The following is a 21,025-nucleotide window of genomic DNA, read 5'->3' as shown; positions in this document are numbered from 1 at the left end:
CCGGCAGCCTAACGTTATTCTACGGCTGCTGATTGCCCTGCCTTGCGCCCCACCTTATGCTCCGTCTCTTCCGCCAGCTCTTCCAGCACGCTGTCCAGGCGAAGCTTCAGCTCCTCAGCCAGCTCAACTACGCCCTGGTCGTTACGCACTGCCTGGGAGTCTACGGCGTAGACGCCGCCAAGAATGTAGCGGGCGCCAAGTACGGACAGTACCGGCTTCAGCGCATAGTCAATCGCCAGCAGATGCGCGAGACTTCCGCCCATGAAGAGCGGCAGGACGATTTTGCCGGCCAGCCCTTTTTGCGGCACCAGATCCAGGAAGGTCTTCAGCACTCCCGTGTAAGAAGCCTTATATACCGGACTGACGACGATTACCGCATCGGCTTCCGCCACGATCCCATTCGCCTTGACGATGGCTTCACTCTCGAACTTGGTGTGAATCAGATCCTCCGCCGGAAGCTCAGCGACATTGATCCGCTCCACTTCATACCCGCGCTCACGCAGGGCACTCTCTGCATACTCAATCACGGCATTAATCCGTGAGACCAGAGAGGGTGTTCCGTTAATTACGACTATTTTGGCCATTTTCGCACCTCTTCCGTCCGCAAGATAGGATGGGCCGGGCTGCTTCGCCGGGCGCCAATACTTTAAATTAGTAATAATCCTAGCAGAGTACAAGGAATATTGTCAAACCCCTCTTATGCTTGCAAACCGCTGCCGCTCTGGTTATAATAAACGGCAAACCTATACCCCCACCAGGCCAACGACCGGCATCCAACCGCGAGGCGTCTGCGACCGGAGCAGCTTCCTGTTCCCTAAGTTTACCGGGTTTCGCCCGTTACCGCGAAGACCAAAGAGGGCCTGATTCCGCGCTGCATAGCTGCTATACGTGAATGAGGTCAACCTGGGTGGCACCGCGAGCTGACGCTCCTCGTCCCATGGATGAGGGCGTTTTTTGCGTTTTTTTACCCACACTTAAGGAGCGGATGCAGATGTTGGATATGAATTGGATCAGGGAGAATGAGGACATTGTACGGAAGACGGCCGAGTGGAAAAGATTGAAGTTCCCCCTGGAGGAACTTCTGCAGTGGGATGACCGGCGGCGGCTGGCCCGCCGGGAGACCGAGCAGCGCCGGGCGGAGCGCAACGCGCTGACCAAGGAGGTCGAGCGCCTGCTGCGCGGGGGCGACCATGAAGGCGCCGAGCAAGTGAAGGCGCAGGTGCGGGGGACCCTCAGCGAGTTGGCGCGGCTGGAGGCGGAGCTTCTGGATGCGGAGCAGCGCTGCAGCGAGCTGATGCTCCTCGCGCCGAATCCTGTATCGGCGGATACGCCGATCGGACCGGATGACAGCGCGAATGTGGAGCTGCGGCGGCATGGCGCGCCGCCGGTCTTCGGGTTCCGCGCGCGGGACCATGTCGAGCTCGGAGAGCTGCACGACATTATGGACCTTCCGCGCGGCGTCAAGGCCGGAGGGCCCCGCAGCTATGTGCTGAAGGGGGCCGGACTCCTGCTGCACCTGGCCGTGCAGCGGCTGGCGCTGGATGTACTGATGCAGCGCGGCTTCAGCGTCATGGATGTGCCCGTGATCGTCCGCCCGGAGGCGCTGGAGCGGACCGGGTTCTTCCCCGGCGGCCGGGAACAGACCTACGAACTGACTGGCGAGAAGCGCTGGCTGGCCGGGACCTCGGAAGTATCGCTGGTCTCGCTGTACAGCGATGAGATTCTGGAGCTGGAGCAGCCGCTGCGCCTGGCCGGGATGTCGGCCTGCTTCCGCCGCGAGGTGGGTTCGGCCGGCCGCGATGTGCGCGGGCTGTACCGGGTCCACCAGTTCTCGAAAATCGAGCAGGTGGTCATGTGTAAGAACGATCCGGCAGAATCGGAGCAGATGCTCCAGGAGATTCTCGGCAATGCCGAGCATATTCTTCAGCTGCTGGAGCTGCCTTACCGGGTAGTCGCCGTCTGTAGCGGAGACATGGCGATGAAGACCCACAAGCAGTATGACATTGAGACCTGGATGCCGGGCAGAGAAGCTTACGGGGAGACCCACTCGGCTTCCAATCTGCTCGACTTCCAGGCCCGCCGCTCGGGCATCCGCTACCGTGATGAAGACGGGCGGCTGCAATACTGCCATACCCTGAACAACACAGCGGTGGCCACGCCGCGCATCCTGATCCCGCTGCTGGAGAACCACCAGCAGGAGGATGGTTCGATCTATATCCCACAGGCACTGCGGCCTTATATGGGCGGGACGGAGCGGATTGAAGCTAGGTAAAGCAACCTAACCTTATCCATTGGCTACCTATCCGCCCACTTCTGGGGGTACCCGGCGAATTCAGGGGCATTAGTGCTCCTTCTATCGCTCCTTTGACCCACATCCTGCAAAATCAGGGGCAGTACTGCCCCTGATTTTGCTCTTTCTGCTTACATTGGGTACATTCAGGGGCACTAATGCCCCTTTTCTTCACCTCGGAGTTCAATCGGCCCATGCACCTTCCCGCCAACGCATTGTAATCAGTTTTTCGACTACATCCAACCCACGCACCCTCCGACAGCACATTGTAATCGGTTTTTTGCCTACATTCGCCCGCGCACCATCCGTTTGTGGTGGATAATGTGTGCATAGAAGAGTTGAGGGGAAGTGGATTGATGATCATAGTTTCTTTAACAGCAAAAACAACAATAACCGGCGCTTCCCTCACTTAGTAGGGGACCGCCGTTTTTTAGCATATAAATAACATATAGTTTACATGTTTTTCAGAAAACATAACTAATTCCCCATGAAATATATTAAACTTTTATTTATTTCATCATTTCCAACCATGATTTTATGCAAGTTTAACAAATATTGACGAAAAATTGCGCTAGATTCATATTATCTCTATTATAATAGAGTACGAATGATATTTTATGGGGAGGTATACTCACATGAAACTTTCTTCACAATGCAGGAAGCCGCTCAGTCTATTCCTGGCGGCAGCATTGCTATTAACCGGGATCTTCCCGGGAATGTCCACAGGCTCAGGGACGGCCTCGGCAGAGCCGATTATAGCAGCCGATATGGTTGCGGCCACTGCGGCCACCCAAGCTCCCCCCGTTACTGCATCCCCTGCCTCAGGCACTAAGATCGGTACAGGGTCAAAGATTACTTTAAACACCTCTGTAACGGCAAGCGTGTACTACAGCGTCTACGCCAACAAGAGTACTACAGCAGAAGTGGCAGACCAGTTGTATACTGCCCCAATCACCGTTCACTCCGATATTACCTCGCTTAAGATTACAGCTTATGCCTCATTACCCGATTCTGAGAAAGGTCCCACATCCACTTTTGAATACAGCGTCTCTCCTGCACTGGCAGGTCTGAAGATTAACCAGATTCAAGGCGCAGGACATATCTCACCTTACTTGGACGCAACGGTCGTTGACGTCAAAGGAATTGTTACCTACATCAAGGATGCGGACAGCTTCTATATCCAGTCTGCGGCCGCTGATATGGATAACGATATCAAGACCTCGGAAGCCATTCAAATCTATCAGAAGGGAAAAAGCAGTGCCGTTAAACCAGGCGATGCTGTCACGGTAGACGGCGTTGTCAAAGAATTCGGCCGCTCGGGACAGTTATCCACCACTCAGATTACAGCCAGCCAGACAACGGTTGTCAGCAGCGGCAATCCGCTTCCGGCCCCAACCCTGCTGGGCACCGGCGGACGCCTCATCCCAACGGCTGTAATCGACGATGATGGCCTGAACCCGGCTAAGTTCGAGCCCGCCACCGATGCCATCGACTTCTATGAGAGCCTGGAAGGCATGCGTCTGGAGCTTGCCAAGCCGACCACCGTGGGCCCTGCAGTCTACTATGCTTCCAGCAGTACTTTTGAAATCCCAGTGGTGACCGTCAACGGTACAGGCAACACGACTGAAGTGACTTCCCCTGCCGGTGGACTGGTATTGACGGGTGCCGACTTTAACCCGCAGCGCCTGATTCTCTCGGTGAAGACCGCTCCGGTACTCACTAAAGGCCAACAATTCTTGGGCAATGTCAACGGTATTCTGACCTATGATTACGGCAAATTCCTGATTTCTACGGAAACAGACGGCCTGCCGGATGTCTCCCCAAGCAAGCTGAAGAGAGAAGTGACCTCGCTCTCCCCGGGAGATGCGGATAAGCTGAACATCGCTTCTTTTAACATTGAGAACTTCTCCCAGCACAATGATCCTGCCAAAATCACCAATGTCGCCAAAGATATTGTACTCAATCTCAAAACACCGGACATCGTTGGCCTGACAGAAGTGCAGGATAACGATGGAACCGGCAAAGGCGGAACGGATGCCAGAGAGAGCTACAAAGCGCTGATTGCTGCCATTGCTGCCATTGACGGCGGTGCATCTAACTATGGTTACACGGATATCGCACCGCAGAACAACCAGGATGGCGGCGTTCCAGACGGCAATATCCGCTCCGGCTTCCTATACAATATGAACCGCGTCACTCTGAAGCCGGGCACACCCGGTACAGCTACAGACGCTGTAAGCTATGCTGCCGGATCTGGCCTAAGCCTGAATCCGGGCCGCATTGATCCGGGCAATGAGGCCTTCAAGGAGTCGCGCAAGCCGCTGGCTGCCGAGTTCCTTTTCGGGGGCAAAGAAATCATCGTAATTGCTAATCACTTCAACTCCAAGAGCAGCGACAACTATCTGTTCGGTTCCGTTCAGCCTCCGGTCTTCTCGACTGAAGTTCAGCGGGCCAAGATCGCCAAGGTAGTAGGCAGCTTCGCTGAGGATGTGCTTCAGAAGAATCCTGAGGCCAATCTTGTCGTGCTTGGCGATCTGAATGACTTCCAGTTCTCAGACACGCTTAATATCCTCAAGGGCAGTGCGCTTACGAATCTTGTAAATACCCTGCCGCTGAATGAACGGTATTCCTACAACTTCCAGGGCAACTCCCAGACGCTGGATCATATCCTCGTCAATAACCGGCTGGCTTCTGCCAGCAAGCTTGATATCGTGCATATTAATGCCGATTTTGCAGATCCGGGAGATTATCCGAAGGGCACTGTATCGGATGCCGACGGCATCCGGATCAGTGACCATGATCCGCTGCTCGCACAGATTGATTTCGGCGGGGCAGATTTCAATCTGCGGGTCCTGCATACGAACGATACCCATAGCCATCTGGAGAATATCACCAAGCGGACCTCCGCCATCAGCAGCGAACGGACAGGCAATACGGTACTGCTGGATGCGGGTGACGTCTTCTCCGGAACCCTGTATTTCAACCAGTTCAAGGGTCAGGCAGACATCAAGTTCATGAATAATATCGGCTATGATGCGATGACCTTCGGCAATCATGAGTTTGACATGAACAAGGAGAATCCGGAAATCCTGCGGAATTTCGTGACGGCGGCCAAGTTCCCTTTTGCCAGCTCCAACATTGATTTCACTACCAAGAATAGTGAGCTTGCTGATCTCTATCAAGAGATGACTGGTATTCTTAAGACGGATGAGTCCAAAAGTACTGCCAAAGACGGTCACATCTATCCTTCCGTCATCAAGGACGTATATGGAGAGAAGATCGGAATCTTCGGCTTGACGACTGAGGATACTGTAGGCCTCGCGTCTCCTGGTGATAAGATTATTTTCAAGGATCATGTAGAAAGCGCGAAGCGTACCGTCCATGCGCTTGAAGCCCAGGGCATCAACAAGATTATTGCCGTCACCCATCTGGGGTACACTGTGGATCAGGAGCTGGCCAAGGCCGTTCCGGGGATCGACATTATTGTCGGCGGACATTCCCATACGAAGATCGATAACCCGCCAGCCCCTGTGGTGATTGCAGGTACGGACAAGAAGGTCCTGATTGTGCAGACTGGTGAATACAGCCAGTTCCTGGGTGAGCTTGACGTTACCTTCGATAAGGATGGCGAGGTCAAGGCTTATCAGGGCAAATTGCTGGATGTCAATCTGTTCGGTGAAGATGCTGCTGCCAAAAAAATTCTTGCCCCGTATGATGCCGAACTCGCAACGGTTCGAAGCCAGGTTGTAGGCTACTCGGACGTTGACCTTTACACCAACCGCGACATTGAAGGGAAATCTGTCCGCGTGGTGCGTAAGGAAGAGACGCCAATCGGCAATATGATTGCTGACAGTATTGCGGAGAAAGTAACCGAGCTAATGCCTAACTTCGTATCCAAGGAGGACCAAAGTACGATCAAAGGCATCGTCGCCATCCAGAACGGCGGAGGCATTCGTGCAGCGATTGACAAGGGCGATATTACGATGGGTGAGGTGTTGACCACACTCCCATTCAATAACAGTCTGGCAGCCCTGAAGGTTACCGGCGCAGAGATCATCTCCTCCCTGGAGAACGCAGTCAGCGGGCTGGAGTCCGATCAGGGACGTTTCGCCCATGTCTCGGGGATGAAATACACGTATGACTCTACCAAGAAGCCGGAGATTATCGATTCATTAACCGGCAAGGTCACGCAAGCGGGAGAACGCATAATCTCCGTTGAAATCAAACAGGCGAACGGGTCTTATCTGCCGATTGATCCGGCAGGCTATTATATTCTGTCTACGAATTCCTTCATGGCAGGCGGCGGGGACTTCTACCGTGCACTGGCCTCAGCCAAGGCGGACGGACGTTATTACGAGCTGGGTCTTCCTGACTTCGAAGTTCTGCTGGCCTATCTGAAGAAGCACCTCCAGGTGACTTCCAGCGTTGAAGGACGGATCACCGATCTGAAGGGCGCCGTTCCAAACCCAAGTCCGACTACAACACCAGCACCAACCACCAATCCGGGCGGATCTAATCCGGGTGGAACCGGGGGAGTGACTCCTACAGCAACGCCATCGGCCACCCCTGCTCCAAGCGCAGGAGCAGCGCCGCAGGTTACCACGTTTACTGCAGCGGATCTCACCGCTCAGTTTGCAGCCTTGCCCGCCGGTACTAATGAGCTGAAGCTCCCGCTCACGGCTTCAGCAGGCGGCGCGCAGGCTGTGCTGCCAGGCAGTGTGCTAGTGCAGCAGGCGGCGGCACAACCCGACACAGTGTTGACCTTCATCTCTACCGGCGGTGCTTCCTACTCCCTGCCGCTGAGTCTAATTAACGGAACGGCTCTGGCCGCACGGCTTGGCACCAGTGATTTCACAATTACTGTCTCATTGCTTCAGGCAGATACCGCTATACTGGACAGCCTGAACAAGGCCATCGCCGCGCAGGCAGGTACGATCACTGTTGCTGCGCCCGTCATTGAATTCAGCATCAGTGCCCAGGCAGGTACCACCAGCGTTCCGCTGAACACCTTCGGCAGCACTTATGTGAAGCGGACAATCACGGCCACTGGTGCAGTTGATGCTAAGGGTGCGACTGGTGTCGCCTTTGACCCGGCCACAGGTAAGCTATCCTTCGTGCCTTCGGTCTTTGGTAGTCCGGCAGACGGACATACGGAAGTAACGATTAAGCGCAACAGCAACAGCTATTATACTGTGGTGAAGTCGTCCAAGACCTTCGGTGACACTACCGGGCACTGGGCACAATCCGCCATTGAACTGCTGGCCTCGAAGCTGGTGATTACCGGCACCAGCCCCGCCGCTTTCTCGCCTGCACAGTCCATAACACGGGCAGAGTTCGCAGCGTTGATTACCCGTTCCCTGGGCCTTGCCCCGGCTGCTCCGGGAACCCCCTTCAAGGATATTAGCGCAGGCTCCTGGTACACAGAAGCTGTACAGACAGCCGCTGCCGCAGGTCTGATTACCGGATACACGGACGGCAGCTTCAAGCCGGGCAGTCCGATTACCCGGCAGGAGATGGCAGCCGTTCTGTCCAAAGCCATGAAATACACCGGCAAGACCCTGACGTCTGATCCGGCTGTACTGGCTAAATTCCGCGATGCCTCAAGCATCCCGGCCTGGTCCAGAGCAGCGGTAGCAGAGATCGCCTCAGCAGGCATCATTCAGGGAACCCCTGATGGTGCGTTCGCTCCGGCGAAGCTGGCTACCCGTGCAGAAGCAGCTACGATGCTGGAGAAGACCTTGAAGTCGCTGCAATTCATTAACTAACACACGCACGCCACAGCGTTATACGAGGTTTAAATCTGTAAAGGCGGTTCCCAAGGCGCATGATGCGCTGCGGGAACCGCCTTTTTTGAAAGATAAGAATTTTTATGTTTGGCCCCGCAAAGTACCTGGGTCATCATCGAGGCCGGAGCTCCACTTTACGGGGTTATTTTGTGAAGCATAAGACTACTTCTTTGCGAGAAAGAAACTCCCTCCGAATACTGCGGCAGCCGCTCCATTGCTCTGATAAAAATATCTTGTGCCGCATCCTCCGAAAAAAAAGAATCATTTGCCAAACTAAAAAGGTTCGTTTATTATAAAACTAATATAAGTTCTATGTTTATAGAACAAATTAATTATTCTTCATTATCTATAATTTCTCTTGTCTAACCCTACTACACAAGAAAGCAGGAATTTCTTATGGATTATAAAGTAACTGTAGACTTCGCGCCTATCTATGAATGCATTACCAGCCTGAACGCTTTTATCGGCAAGCAAAATCATACCGCTATGGATGCCGGGACCCCCTGGGTCCGCCAGGTTCAGACACAGTTCGCCCCTGTCATGCTCCAGCGTATGAAGGAAGTGCTGAAGCTCACCGATAATTTCAGTCTCTCCCCCTTCATCTGGAGCTGTCCCGGAGAGCGTACGGCGGAGGAATTCCTGCATTGGTTCGAAGAGCTGTCTCCGGGGGAACTCTACAACATTGCCGGACGGTTCGGACAGAGTGTGCCTGCGAATCTTGCCGGGCTGCGGGATGCGGCGGCTGAAGTGATCCGCGTGTGGAATGACAGCTATTTCAGCAGCATTGATCCGGCCATTATAGAAGGACTGCGGCAGGAGGCCGAAGTACGGGCAGCGATGCTGGACGGCACGAATGATATGGCTCTATATGAGGCAGCTACCGGAGGGATGCGGCTCTATCCGTCGGAGACGCTGAAGCAGGTTATTATCACTCCGCAGTATCATGCCCGTCCGCTGGTCATCTCTTCTCAATATGATGAATTTGTGTTCACCAGCTACTCCTGCGATGCGCTCCCTCCGGGAGAAGGACGTCCTGCTGCCGCTCTCCTGCGGCTCACCCGGGCATTGTCGGATGAGACCCGGCTGTTCATTCTCCGGCAGCTTACCGGACGGCAGATGAATTTCACGGAGATTGTGAAGGCGGTCCAGCTGTCCAAAAGCACGATTCACTACCACCTGATCGCGCTGCGCGCAGCAGGTCTGGTCATCGTTCACACCAGCGGCAAAAGTGTCTCCTACAGCCTGCGGCTGGAGGCGCTGGACGATCTGCCCGGGCAAATTGAGAATTATCTGAAGGGGTGAGCAGGTTGCAGAAACGGAGCTATTACGGATTGTTATCCACGGTTTCACTCAGCGCGTTCGGCGATGCCTTTGGGCTGCTGGCTATGGAGTGGCTGGTCTATGACCTGACTGGCTCCAAGGTAGCCATGGGGGCGCTTGCGCTCAGCTCCATGATTCCCGAGCTAGTGCTGCGCCTGCTCGGCTCGCCGCTGTCCGACCGGCTGCCCCGCGCAGCGTTCATGGCCTGCCTCGCCGTGCTGCGGCTGCTGGCGCTCCTGCTTCCGCTCGGCATGGGACTCGCCGGCCATCTCCAGCTCTGGCAGCTGTTCGCTGCCGCCAGTCTTAGCGGTGCCTGCTCCGCGCTGTTCCTGCCGACGGCCATGGCCGTCATCCCCGAAATCGCCGGGACCGGCAAGCTGATGCGCGCCTTCGCCATCATTGACGGCTGCAAGGGCGCTGCCGTGCTGCTCGGCCCGGCGCTTGCCGGCATCCTGACCGCAGCCAGCGGTGCCTTGCCGGCGCTCGGGGTCAACGCCGTCTGTTATATGGCTGCGATTGCCATGCTGCTGTGGCTGCCCCGGATGGGCAAGCCGGCCGGAACGCCTGCCGCTGCCATCTCCATATCCGGCTATCTGCGGGAGGTGGCCGAAGGCTTCTCGTTCTACCGGCGGTTCCCCGCTATGCTGACGATCATGATGATGGCTGCCGTAAGCAATCTTAGCTCCACAGCTATATGGACGATGATGGTCCCTTATGTCCGTGAGGTGCTGCACCGCGATGCAGCGGCTGTAGGCACACTGTCCACAGTGTCTGCGCTTGGCTACCTCGCCGGGCTCGGGGTCATCTCCATCATGGGCGAGATTAAGCAGCGGCGCGCTGTCATGCTGGGCAGCCTGGGCTTGTCGGGCATCGTCACCATGCTGTGGGGCTTCATCCCCAGCTATGCCTTCGCCCTATTCGCCGTATTCGCCGCCGGGCTGATGGGGCCCTTCTTCAGCTCCTTAAGCTCCTCTCTGCACGGGCGGCTCGTGCCCGGTCCGCTTCAGGGCCGGGTGAATTCGGTCCGCTTCCTGATTGGCGGGAGCCTGTCGCCGATTGGCGCCTTGGCCGCCGGTACGGTCGCCGAGCTGTACGGGGTTCCAGTGCTTTTGCTTGCCGCAGGCCTGCTTCCGGTGCTGTACGCCGGAGTAGCCCTACGCCTGCCTGGATTGAAGATGCTGGACGGCGACTTGTCTGTGCTGGAGCAGCGGGACCGCCAACGCCAGGAGGCTGCGCTGACGGGCAATGTCTCTATGTAGATGGACCTCAAGGAGCTGGCAGTGTTGTATTTCGCGCAGGATCTCCGCCCACACCGCTCCTATCGAGCCACTGTGTTGCACTTTATGCAGGATTTTTCTAATTTAGATACTGGTTACAGCACATTATTGCAACTTTTGCAGGATTTCGGGCGATTCGGGGCTAGCGGGAGCTGGATTGTTGCCTTTCGTGCAGGATCTTCGCCCAGGTTGCTCCTATCGAGCCACAGTGTTGCACTTTATGCAGAATCTTTGCGCAAGCCGCTCCTATCCAGACGCAGTGTTGCACAATGATCAGGATCTCCCGCACGCCGTAATCTGTCCCACGCCGCCCCACGCCAAACAGGCGATGCCACATGCGCATCGCCTGTTTATCGTAACTGCACCTGCTGTGCTGCTATCCGCTAACTGCTGCTCAGGACTCCAGCTCGCCATGAGCAGTCACATAATGGCTGGTATCCCCGTGCAGCACAATCTCCGGCACGCCGTTAGTAATATCAATTCTGCAAAGGCAGGTAGGGTGGATGTAGGGCAGATCCCACAGCTTCTCCATGGACCGGCCTTCAAAATAAGCCATCAGCACCTTCACCACTACTGTATGGGTGGCAATAAGTATCGTGCCGCCTTCATGCCGGTCGATAAGTTCACGCAGCTTGCCGAGCGCACGCTCCTGCACGGCGGCGAAGGTCTCGCCGCCCTGGATACTGAACAGCGCCGGATCACCCCAGAACAGCTGGTGCTGCTCCGGGTACTGCTCCTCCAGCTCACCGGCCTCCCGGCCTTCCCAGATGCCGAGGTTAATCTCTCTGAATTCATCATAGGCGGTAAGCGGAATCTCCCGCTCCCCCCGGATAATCTCTGCCGTCCGCAGCGCCCGGGGGCTGGAGCTGGCATAAACCGCGTCCAGATGGACATCCTGCAGGCTCTTGCCCAGCCATTCCGCCTGCTGGACGCCCAGCGGCGTAAGCGGCGAATCCTGATGACCCTGCATCCGCTTCTGCACATTCCATTCCGTCTGCCCGTGTCTTGTAATATACACTGTAGTAGTCATGAATTCCGATTCCCCTTTACCCAAGTATGTATCGATAATTACCTGCGGCAGCGCTCCAGCCACTTCACCCCATAATCGACTATCTCCCGCTGCGGGACCAGCTGCGCCGCAGATGCTGCAATGAAGTCCTTGGCAATCCGCCCGGTCTCCTTGTCAAAGTCCGCGCCAAGCTGAGCGAAATCATCCGAATTCCAGTTGTAATCACTGAACTCCACCCATTGCCGGGCACCGTCCACCAGCATCGGAGCGCCTGCGATCACTTCCTGCTTCCCGGCATAATCCGCCCGGTACTCCGCCAGATGCAGCGAGGTGTTGTTCCCATGGTCCACGCCCAGCAGCAGCACGCTTCCACCTAGCTCATAGATCCGGGCCAGCGGCGACCGCTCTCCGAAGGCATATTCCAGGCCATGGCCGTCAATAATGACATCCCGGTTCTTCCCCCAGGCGGCAAAAGAATCAATCGGATGACTGCTGCGCCGCACCCCCCGCTGCTTGCGGAAGCAGTCCGGGATAATCCCCATGCCGCGAATCGGCGTGAGGTCCGGGTCGTACGCCGGCATATGCTCGCGGATGCCCGGCCACCAGGCCTCCGGCACCGGCGGTCTGCTCCAGCCTGACGGATCGGTCAGATCCGAGGATTGCGTCGGCATCACCAGTGTTCCTTCCCCGCCCAGCACCTGCTCCAGCGCGAGGATCACGGCAACGGGTCCGCCTGCCACCCACTGCCCGAGTGACTTGAAGGAGGAATGCATCAGCAGCGTCATTCCCTCCTGCACACCCAGCCGCCGGAAATCGGCGGCAAGTCTATCTGTCGTAATCAGTGTTCCTTGGATCTCTTCCATACAAATACCTCCAGACCTTCCATCCATCCTATCATAGATCACAAGTGGAAACGACTTTGCCGTCCTTTTAAGGACGGTATCGTTTCAGCGAGAAATAGAAGGATAATTTATCATGTGAAACATATGAATTCTTATATTTGAACCGCAAGTCTTCTTGTCACCCGGACCTAATGCTATATCTGCCATCGTTCTTGTATCTACTCTAGCCCTAAGACTCCTTATCCTCAGCCTGGCCGGGATAACGCCCCATCAGCAGCTTCGCCCGGTACTCCCCGGGAGAGATGCCCTCCAGTTCCTTGAATACCCGTGCGAACTGCTTACTGTTCTCGAAACCGACGGACTCGGAGACGGAAGCCAGCTTGACCCGGTTATCGGCCAGCAGCTCTTTGGCGTGGCGGATGCGGACTTTTTTGAGATACAGCACGAAGCTCTCCCCGGTGTAGGCCTTGAATGCCTCACTGAAATAAGAATAGTTGAGGGACACATAATTACTGACCATCGCCATGTTCAGCGGGCGGGCATAGTTCGCTTCGATATAAGCCAGCGCTTCCTCCATATCGGCATGCTCGGTGTGGGCGGATTTGATGCCTATAATATAATCGTTAACGCTCAGGAGCAGATGCTCAAGCGCACGGTAATAGTCGTGGAAATGGCGGAAATTATGCAGGTTGCCCACTTGGCGGTAGAGCTTCAGCACCTCCACCGAAGCTTCTCCATGGGTACGGAACACCTCATCCAGTACACGTTCATTCATACTCCGCCCAACATTCTCCAGGTAACTCAGATCCAGCCTCAGCAGATGCTCCGTCTGAAAAACAACACCAAGCAACGCCTTGATCTCCTTCTCCCGCCCGGTGCCCAGCATATTAAGCAGCTTACGCAGCTCCTCCTCGGGGAGCGGGAAGCTCAGCCGCCCAGCCTGAATATCCGTATAGTCCACGAAGCTGGCCTGCGGCGACAGGAAGGTATATTGCAGCGCCCGGCAAGCCTCCAGATAACAGGCGCGGAACTGCTCGGCACTGCGGCTCTCCCTGCTGATTCCGAGCAGCAGCCGCGTTAACTCCTTGGACTCGGCCTTCCTCGCCAGCTCCAGGAAGTTCTCCCCCTCTCCGACAAGCACCAGCTTCCCGTCCCCGTCCGTCAGGATCTCCGTGAATTTGTGCTCCAGCGGTCCGCCCAGCTGCTCCAGCAGCCCCTGCACCTCTCCAGGCTTCATCCGTGTACCGTCACTGTGATAATAGTTCAGCACCCCTACTGTAAAAGGCAGCGCCAGCCCCGCAAGCTCCTCCTGCTGGGCCGCCGATACCTCGCCCTCCTGCTGCATCAGGAGGCTGCGCAGACGGGCCGCCCGCAGCTCGCGGCGGTAGCCCTCTGCTTCCTGCAGCTGCTTGTGGCTGCTGGATTCCCGCTCCGCCCCTTCCTTGGCTATGCGTTCGAGAATCTCGAACAGCTCCTCGCGGCGGATCGGCTTCAGCAGATAATCCTTAACGCGGTAGCGGATCGCGCTTTTGGCATATTCGAAATCATCATGGCCGCTGAGAATAATCACAGCCGGAGCTCCGCCCGCCCCTGCTTCCGCAGACAGCCGCGCCAGCAGCGTAATCCCGTCCATGATCGGCATCCGGATATCGGTGATAATCACATCCTGCCGCTCCCGCTTATACTGCTCCAGTGCCTCTGCACCGTTTCCCGCCATCGATATATTGTAGACCGACGGATATTCCCGTTCGATCATCACCTTCAGACCTTGACGGATCATTCTCTCATCATCCACAATCATCAGATTTATCATCACTGATTATCCCCTGTCAATAGAACTTTGGGCAGAGACATGTACACTGCCGTCCACTTCCCTGCTTCGCTCTGCACTTCCAGTCCATAGGCTTCCCCGTAAAAGAGCTGCAGGCGCTGATGCACATTGCGCAGTCCAACGCCTCCCGCCTTATATCCACCGCTGCTAATCCCGGAAGCGCCCGCTCCAAGCTCTTCCTTCGCATAGATCGCCTCATGCAGTTCCACCAGCCGCTCCTGCGTCAGCCCCAGCCCGTTATCGCGCAGGACAATGAAGATATCCCCCTCCGCCTCTGTAAGCTCGATCTTCACAATCCGGTCCGTTAACTCCACGCCGTCTGCATTCCAGGCATGCTTCACGCTGTTCTCCACAATCGGCTGCAATGACATCTTAAGCACCTCCACTTCCAGATAAGCGCTGTCAATATGAAGCTCCAATTGAATGGTGTGTTCGAACCTGATATTCATGACTTCTATATAATTCTCGATGTGGCGAAGCTCGTCTCTCAGCTTCACATATTCCCCGGTCCATTTGAAATTATAACGCATCATTCCGCCAAGCCGGGTCAGTGCATCCGAGATGGTCCGCTGGTTCTCGATTTCGGCCAGCATCTTGATATTCTCCAGCGTATTGTAGAGGAAATGGGCATCGATCTGATTATGCAGGGTCCGCAGCTCTGCCTCCTTGGACAGCGCCTGCTTATAGACCGCCTGGGCAACCAGCGTATTGATTGTATTCATGAGCTTGGAGAAATGATGCGCCAATTCTCCGACCTCTCCGCCCCCGCTGACCTTAATACTGCCATACGGCTCGCCCCGGCGCACCTTCTTCATCGTCTCTGTCAGGCGGCGGAGATTCTTCAGAATGAATGCATTCAGCACATACGTAATCGCTGTAACCAGGAAAATAAAACCGATATTCACCCCGATAATCAAATTACGGGTCCGCGAAATATCCTTCATGAGGCCTTTCATCGAGACAACAGTGACCAGGGAGGCATCAATCTGCTCCACCGGCGCCTGAATCAGCAGGAACGAGTTCCCGTTCTCCTTGTAATCCATCTCCCATTCCCCGGTCTTGCGGTAGGTGGCCAGCCGTTCCTTGATCGCTGCGCTCAGCCCGGAATCAGTGGTCAGGAAGGAGTTGTCGGTGCGCGTGAACAGATTCAGCGCATCATCCACAATGACCATCTGGGATTCGTTATCCTGCACAGAGGTATAAGTCTTGGGCGTGAACTTGCTAAGCAACATATCTACCTGAACCATTCCGATATGATTCCCTGCCGGGATACTGATCTCCCGCAGCACGGATACCTTCGGCTGGCCTTCCCCGGCTCCCCCAGAGAATCGCTGCATCAGATCAATGTCCGTATTTTGAAAGGACCAGAGATTCCGCCTTCCTTCCAGTCTCATGGCCTGCTGGAACCAGGGCTCCATAGAGACCCGGGATTCACGAAAAATAACAGGCCACAGCTCATACACATTCGGACTGGCAGAGAACAGATACAGATGCTCGATATTCGGGTTGTTGAACTGAATCTGGCTGAAATTCAAAAAGGTAGTCGTATTGAAGTCAATCAGCTCACCCAGGGTCGGATCGTCCTCACTGATCAGATAATCCCGCACACTTTTATCGCTATACGCCATCTGAAGGGCCCGTTCCATCGCCTCGATCTGGTTGAGTACATGCATTCTCTCCATTTGCAGCAGATAGCTGTTCTTCTCGATCGAATCCCGCATATAGGTGTTGTTGATTTCCTGATACGAATAGAAGGACACCAGCAGGCTGGGTCCCAGAATAATGAAGATATAGGCCGCAATCAGCCGGCTCTGCAGTGATCTCCGCCCCCACCAGTAGTGGAAGGAGTGCCATAATGCCCCTGTTCTCTCTTTCATGCCCACCTCTTGAAAATAGCCCAAAAGCCCGCAGTATGCGGGCCATTGGGTCATATATTTAAAAACTTACATTCCGAGTTTTTTCTTATTCTCTTCATATTTCGTCTGGCGGTAGGCATCGAAGGTCGCTTGGCCTTCCTTATCCTTTTTCGCAATATATTCCGTCCAGATCTTGTCGAATTCCGCATCGGAATCAGCCATCAGCAGCTTCGGCATCGTTTTGCCGCGGAGCTGTTTCAGCTTGGTGGCGATAATGCCTTCCGGTGAGTTACCCGTAGGATCGATTAACTGGAACTCCGAAGTATTGATCGATTTGCCCTTGGTCCAGTCTTCCAGTTGCTTGAACGGCTCCACGGATTCCGGTTTCCACTGGTCGGTAATATTCGTATTCTGCATCATCCAGAAAGTGAAGGAAGAGCCGAATTGCTTATCGAAGGCTGCACGGTCGGAGTTCATAAGCTTCAGCGCTTCAGGCAGGAACTGGTCCTTGCCGTCAATTGTATCATAGCTGACCCCTTTTTCGCCCAGATAAAGATCCTTATTGCCTTCTTCACTGTTCAGATAGCTGAGGAATTTAATCGCACGCGCCTTATCCTTAACATCCTTCGAGATCAGGGTTACGGTCCAGCCGGAGATCCCAGGGCCGTTCAGTGCAGGCTGATCCATCTTGGTGTTAGCCGGACCGTCTACTGCAATGTACACCTGCTCAGGGTTCTTCTGGAAGATAGTGCCGAGCTGGGAACCGAAGTCCGTACGTTGATATAGCATTGCGAAGTAGCGGCCCTGTACGATCTTTTCTTCCATTTGAGCACGCTTGTCAATGAAGATATCCTTCGCAAGCAGTCCGTCCTGGTTCGCCTGGCGGAGGGTCTTCATCCAGCGGACATACTCAGGGTCACTCTCGCGGTCGTAGACCTTGCCGTCTTTTTCCCAAGGAATGTTCAGGAAGTTCTGAATGTAGCCTTCAAGGGAATCATTGCCGTTCTCGGTGAACTCATGCAGACCCAGCGGAATCAGCGGCTGTCCGTTCACTTCAGGGAATTTCTCCTGGGCTGCCTTCAGGGCGCCAAGGAAGCCTTCAGGTGTGCGCATATCCGGGCTGCCGATCGCTTCATAGATATCCTTGCGGACCGCGAAGGTCTGGTTGGAAACATAAGTATCGCCATATTTTTCGTAGTCGGCAGGAGAAGAGGAAGAGTTAGGATAGCCGTAGACGTTGCCGTCAGGCTGTGTGTACCAGCCCAGCTTATCTTTATCCGAGACCTTGAAGAAGTACGGGTCATATTCCTCAGCCAGCTTGTTCAGCGGAAGCACCAGCTCGCCTTCCACCATTTTTTTGATCGCATCTTCCCAGTAGCCGAGCGTGATGAAGTCAGGCATTTTGCCGGAAGCAATCAGCGTATTCAGCTTTTCATTCTCATTACCGGCAGGAACGATGAAGTTCACGTTAACGCCAGTCTTCTTGGTAATATATTGCGAAGTCGGGTCAACGCCCCACTTGTTGGCGAACCAGGCAAAGTTCAGGTACCAGTCGAAGGTAATCGGTGAAGTATCGCTTTTCCAGCCCGGCTCATCTGCGTTCAGTGCAGGTGCTGTTGTTTCTGTGGCTGGTGCTTTGGTAGCTTCCGTATTCGCCGGAGTGTTGCTCCCGCTTGCGTTATTGCTGCTGGAGCAGCCTGCCGCCAAGGAGGTCAGCATTAGTCCTGCAAGCAGCAGACCCATTTTCTTTGGCTTATGTTTCATGCCCATTTGTTTACCCCTTTTCTAGAAAATAATAATTATAAGCTCAACCCCGTTGCCCATAAGACACCCGGGCGCTGGAGGAGTTACCTGGTAGCAAGGAGATGATCAGCCCTTGATCGAGCCGATCATCATGCCTTTGACGAAATAACGCTGCAGGAACGGATAGACGAATACGATAGGCAGCGTAGTGACAACCATGGTTGCCAGCTTGATGGACTGGGACGTTACCGACCTTGTTGCCGCGTTACCCTGGACAGCCACCATCATAGTATTGGAGCTTGACTGGGCGACTACACGGAACAGATAGGTCTGAATCGGCTGCAGGTCCACATTGTTGATATAGATAATCCCGGCAAAATAATCATTCCATTGATACACGCCGTGGAACAGCGCAATGGTCGCAATAACCGGCATGGAGACCGGAAGGATGATCCGCAGGAAGATGGACCAGTCGTTGGCCCCGTCAATCCGGGCGGCCTCTTCCAGACCCTCGGGAATCTCCCGGAAGAAGGTCATGAAGATAATGAGATCGAAGAAGCTGAACATCACTGGAATAATATAGACCAGGAAGTTATCCAGTAGATGAAGGTCGCGGTTCAGCAGGAAGGTCGGAATCAGACCGCCGTTGAAGAACAGCGTAACGGTGCCGATCAGGATGTAGATTTTTCCGCCTACCAGATCCCTGCGGGATAAAGCATACGCCACCATTGCGGTGAAGAATACATGGACAGCGACACCAAGCACTGTCTTGGCTACCGTAATTCCCATGGCGAGCATAATGCCCGGGCTTGCGAATACCGCTTCGAAATTCTTCAGCGTGATCATCCGCGGCCACCAGTAGATGCCGCCCAGCATGGCGTCGTTCCCGTCATTGAAGGAATTGACCAGCACATACCAGATAGGATACAGCGTCAGGAAGCAGACACAGAGCATGACCAGATTATTGACGATATCAAAGATAGCTTCACCTTTGGTTTTACGTTTTAGAGCAAACATATATAGGTCCTCCTTGTCCTAGAACAGCGACGTGTCGTTGATTTTTTTGGATACCTGGTTGGCAATCAGCAGCAGAATCAGTGCTATAACCGCTTTGACCAGGGTGACCGCCGCAGAATAGGAGAAGCGGTTGGAGATAATACCCGTCTGATAGATATAGTAGTCAATTACGTTAGAAGCACTGTCATTGAGCGAGTTCCGCAGAACCAGAATCTGGTCGAAGTTGGAATTCAGTACCCCACTGACGGCCAGAACAAACAGAATGCTGATCGTTGCCCGAATAGCCGGCAGTGTGACAAACCACATTTTCTGGAAGCGTCCCGCTCCGTCAATCGTTGCTGCTTCATACATTTCCGGAGATACGCCGGCGATGGCCGCGAGATAGATAATGGCAGACCAGCCAAGCTCCTTCCAAATGTCAGAAGTAATAATAATGGTCCAGAAGTAACTGGGCTCAGCCAGATAGGTAATCGGCTTGTCAATCAGATTGAGTGCAAGCAGAATATTGTTGATAATCCCTACATCAGCCAGCCAGGTGGCCAGAATCCCGCCAAGTACAACCCAGGACAGGAAATGCGGCAGATAGGAGATCGTCTGAATAGCCTTCTTGTATCTGATGGAACGGACCTCATTGAGAAACAGGGCGAATATGATCGGCAGCGGAAAACCGATGAACAGCTTAATCAAGCTGATGCCAAGCGTATTGCGGATGACATTCGGCAGATCCTCGTCAGCGAACAGCTCCCTGAAATGCTCCAGCCCTACCCATGGGGCTTCGGCAATCGACTTGACGATGTTATATTCCTTGAAGGAAATAATCAAGCCATAAATCGGAATGTAGTTGAAGATGATCATCCAGACTACGCCGAGCAGGGCCATGGTCTGCAGATGACGCTGGGCTACAAACTTCCTCCACAGTGTGTTTTTGCGACCTGAACCGGTTTCGATTGACGCCGGAATGAGCGGCCCCATGGCCGGATTCGGCTTGGTGTTACGTTTGTTCTCCATCGTATGGACCTCCAAAATACCTATCTTTATTGTGAAGCGTTTTCATCTCTATGTATGTATTGTATGCGTTTTAGGTATTCGGTAAAAGGCCTCATTTTTCGTATTTAGGGGCTCATTTTTCGGCTTGGAGCGTCCCTCTGAGCACTCCAAGCCGGGGCCTGTTACACATGCAGAACCGCATGCTCCTCCGATAGTACGATATAATCACCGGTCACACCGTCCTCAAAGGCAGGCTTGCGCGGCTGGCCGTTTCCGAGCGGGGGCAGATCCTGATGGTATTTGTAGAATACAAGCTGGGATCGTGTGCCCTCCTGAGTCAGCTCAAGCCGCAACTCCTCACCGGTCAGACGGACAGCGGACACCACACTCCCCGTTACTTTTGCCGTCAGCTCATCCCATTGCTCTTCCTCAGGCTCCCCTGCCCAGCTGGATATCCACGGCCGGTGGCTCTTGTTGTAATTTAGGTGGCATTCAATCACTCTGCCGTCCAGCAAAATATATTGGCCCGATGCCCAGACGGCATACACAAGATACTGCCTAATGCCCTCCTTCTCCAGCAGCAATCCGAAGAACCCGGGACCGCCCATGCCATAGGTTCCCAGATGGGTGGAGAATCTCACTGCCCTGCTGCCCAGCAGCGAGTCAGTGTCAATCTCTGTCAGGGTTCGGGGTCTGGCGGTCATCATCGCCTCGCCTTCTTCCGCCTCATAGTGGAAATCCCTGAATGCAGGTTCTTCCACCCAGCCCTTCGACTCCCATGCCTCCCGCTGGGCAGCCGGAACAATCAAAGAGTATTTCTCAATCAGTCCCATCTTAAGCTCGCTCATTCCTTCATCCTGCTCCTCTCTTGTTTGGCTGCTCTAATTCAAGGTAATCTAGGCCAAGCTAACCAACCCAACCCAACCAATCCAGGCCAACCCAATCCGCTACCTCGCATTCCGGCTGGGGTGCTGCTATCAAATCTATACCCCATTATTATAAGCTAATTCTCTGCTTGACTGAATTAGCGTCTATGTTGGCCTAAGCTTCAGCCCATTGTAATCAGT

General features: G+C 54.6%; 13 protein-coding genes. 4 read left to right on the top strand and 9 right to left on the bottom strand.

Annotated features, from left to right (window positions below):
- Window positions 1–14: 14 nt before the first annotated feature.
- Window positions 15–584, bottom strand: coding sequence for an NADPH-dependent FMN reductase (ssuE, locus tag MKZ07_RS25970; protein ID WP_036702127.1), 570 nt, complete (start codon window positions 582–584; stop codon window positions 15–17).
- Window positions 585–991: 407 nt separating this feature from the next.
- On the opposite strand from ssuE, the gene serS reads away from it, so the two are divergent.
- The 4 genes from serS to MKZ07_RS25950 all read left to right on the top strand — a co-directional run bounded on the left by serS (window position 992) and on the right by MKZ07_RS25950 (window position 10,655).
- On the top strand, window positions 992–2,272 hold the full coding sequence (serS, locus tag MKZ07_RS25965) for a serine--tRNA ligase (RefSeq protein WP_036702126.1): 1,281 nt from the start codon (window positions 992–994) through the stop codon (window positions 2,270–2,272).
- A 653-nt stretch (window positions 2,273–2,925) separates the two neighbouring features.
- On the top strand, window positions 2,926–8,055 hold the full coding sequence (locus MKZ07_RS25960) for an S-layer homology domain-containing protein (RefSeq protein ID WP_341028491.1): 5,130 nt from the start codon (window positions 2,926–2,928) through the stop codon (window positions 8,053–8,055).
- A gap of 417 nt (window positions 8,056–8,472) precedes the next feature.
- A complete protein-coding gene (locus MKZ07_RS25955) occupies window positions 8,473–9,378 on the top strand; it encodes an ArsR/SmtB family transcription factor (protein ID WP_076160235.1) in 906 nt (301 codons plus the stop codon).
- A gap of 5 nt (window positions 9,379–9,383) precedes the next feature.
- Entirely contained in the window at window positions 9,384–10,655 is a 1,272-nt protein-coding gene (locus tag MKZ07_RS25950; protein ID WP_036702122.1) for an MFS transporter, read from the top strand.
- Window positions 10,656–11,067: 412 nt separating this feature from the next.
- Here the strand turns inward: MKZ07_RS25950 and MKZ07_RS25945 are convergent, their stop codons facing one another.
- From MKZ07_RS25945 to MKZ07_RS25910, 8 genes are all read right to left on the bottom strand, one after another.
- On the bottom strand, window positions 11,068–11,703 hold the full coding sequence (locus tag MKZ07_RS25945) for a histidine phosphatase family protein (protein ID WP_076160332.1): 636 nt from the start codon (window positions 11,701–11,703) through the stop codon (window positions 11,068–11,070).
- 38 nt (window positions 11,704–11,741) lie between these two features.
- Window positions 11,742–12,545, bottom strand: coding sequence for an aminoglycoside N(3)-acetyltransferase (locus MKZ07_RS25940; RefSeq protein ID WP_076160230.1), 804 nt, complete (start codon window positions 12,543–12,545; stop codon window positions 11,742–11,744).
- A gap of 208 nt (window positions 12,546–12,753) precedes the next feature.
- Complete coding sequence (locus MKZ07_RS25935) at window positions 12,754–14,337, bottom strand: response regulator (RefSeq protein ID WP_036702117.1); 1,584 nt, start codon at window positions 14,335–14,337, stop codon at window positions 12,754–12,756.
- Window positions 14,337–16,232: a cache domain-containing sensor histidine kinase gene (locus MKZ07_RS25930; protein WP_341028481.1), complete on the bottom strand. Its 1,896-nt coding sequence runs from the start codon at window positions 16,230–16,232 to the stop codon at window positions 14,337–14,339. Before MKZ07_RS25930 ends, MKZ07_RS25935 begins: the two co-directional genes overlap by 1 nt.
- A 66-nt stretch (window positions 16,233–16,298) precedes the next feature.
- On the bottom strand, window positions 16,299–17,981 hold the full coding sequence (locus MKZ07_RS25925) for an extracellular solute-binding protein (protein ID WP_083678085.1): 1,683 nt from the start codon (window positions 17,979–17,981) through the stop codon (window positions 16,299–16,301).
- A 99-nt stretch (window positions 17,982–18,080) separates the two neighbouring features.
- Window positions 18,081–18,971: a carbohydrate ABC transporter permease gene (locus MKZ07_RS25920; protein WP_036702113.1), complete on the bottom strand. Its 891-nt coding sequence runs from the start codon at window positions 18,969–18,971 to the stop codon at window positions 18,081–18,083.
- An 18-nt stretch (window positions 18,972–18,989) separates the two neighbouring features.
- Window positions 18,990–19,979 carry an ABC transporter permease gene (locus tag MKZ07_RS25915; protein WP_036702111.1) on the bottom strand — a complete coding sequence of 330 codons (990 nt, stop codon included), beginning with the start codon at window positions 19,977–19,979 and terminating at the stop codon, window positions 18,990–18,992.
- 161 nt (window positions 19,980–20,140) lie between these two features.
- Complete coding sequence (locus MKZ07_RS25910; protein ID WP_076160222.1) at window positions 20,141–20,806, bottom strand: hypothetical protein; 666 nt, start codon at window positions 20,804–20,806, stop codon at window positions 20,141–20,143.
- Between the last annotated feature and the right edge of the window lie 219 nt (window positions 20,807–21,025).

The sequence above is a fragment of the Paenibacillus sp. FSL P4-0338 genome, from assembly GCF_038002365.1.
In the GTDB taxonomy this organism is placed as follows: domain Bacteria; phylum Bacillota; class Bacilli; order Paenibacillales; family Paenibacillaceae; genus Paenibacillus_AQ.
This window is presented reverse-complemented; position numbering and strand designations above follow the sequence as displayed.

Excerpts from the sequence above, each read along its gene's own strand:
- ssuE (WP_036702127.1), bottom strand. The coding sequence starts at position 584 with ATGGCCAAAATAGTCGTAATTAACGGAACACCCTCTCTGGTCTCACGG.
- serS (WP_036702126.1), top strand. The coding sequence starts at position 992 with ATGTTGGATATGAATTGGATCAGGGAGAATGAGGACATTGTACGGAAG.
- MKZ07_RS25960 (WP_341028491.1), top strand. The coding sequence starts at position 2,926 with ATGAAACTTTCTTCACAATGCAGGAAGCCGCTCAGTCTATTCCTGGCG.
- MKZ07_RS25955 (WP_076160235.1), top strand. The coding sequence starts at position 8,473 with ATGGATTATAAAGTAACTGTAGACTTCGCGCCTATCTATGAATGCATT.
- MKZ07_RS25945 (WP_076160332.1), bottom strand. The coding sequence starts at position 11,703 with ATGACTACTACAGTGTATATTACAAGACACGGGCAGACGGAATGGAAT.
- MKZ07_RS25940 (WP_076160230.1), bottom strand. The coding sequence starts at position 12,545 with ATGGAAGAGATCCAAGGAACACTGATTACGACAGATAGACTTGCCGCC.
- MKZ07_RS25935 (WP_036702117.1), bottom strand. The coding sequence starts at position 14,337 with ATGATAAATCTGATGATTGTGGATGATGAGAGAATGATCCGTCAAGGT.
- MKZ07_RS25930 (WP_341028481.1), bottom strand. The coding sequence starts at position 16,232 with ATGAAAGAGAGAACAGGGGCATTATGGCACTCCTTCCACTACTGGTGG.
- MKZ07_RS25925 (WP_083678085.1), bottom strand. The coding sequence starts at position 17,981 with ATGGGCATGAAACATAAGCCAAAGAAAATGGGTCTGCTGCTTGCAGGA.
- MKZ07_RS25920 (WP_036702113.1), bottom strand. The coding sequence starts at position 18,971 with ATGTTTGCTCTAAAACGTAAAACCAAAGGTGAAGCTATCTTTGATATC.
- MKZ07_RS25915 (WP_036702111.1), bottom strand. The coding sequence starts at position 19,979 with ATGGAGAACAAACGTAACACCAAGCCGAATCCGGCCATGGGGCCGCTC.
- MKZ07_RS25910 (WP_076160222.1), bottom strand. The coding sequence starts at position 20,806 with ATGAGCGAGCTTAAGATGGGACTGATTGAGAAATACTCTTTGATTGTT.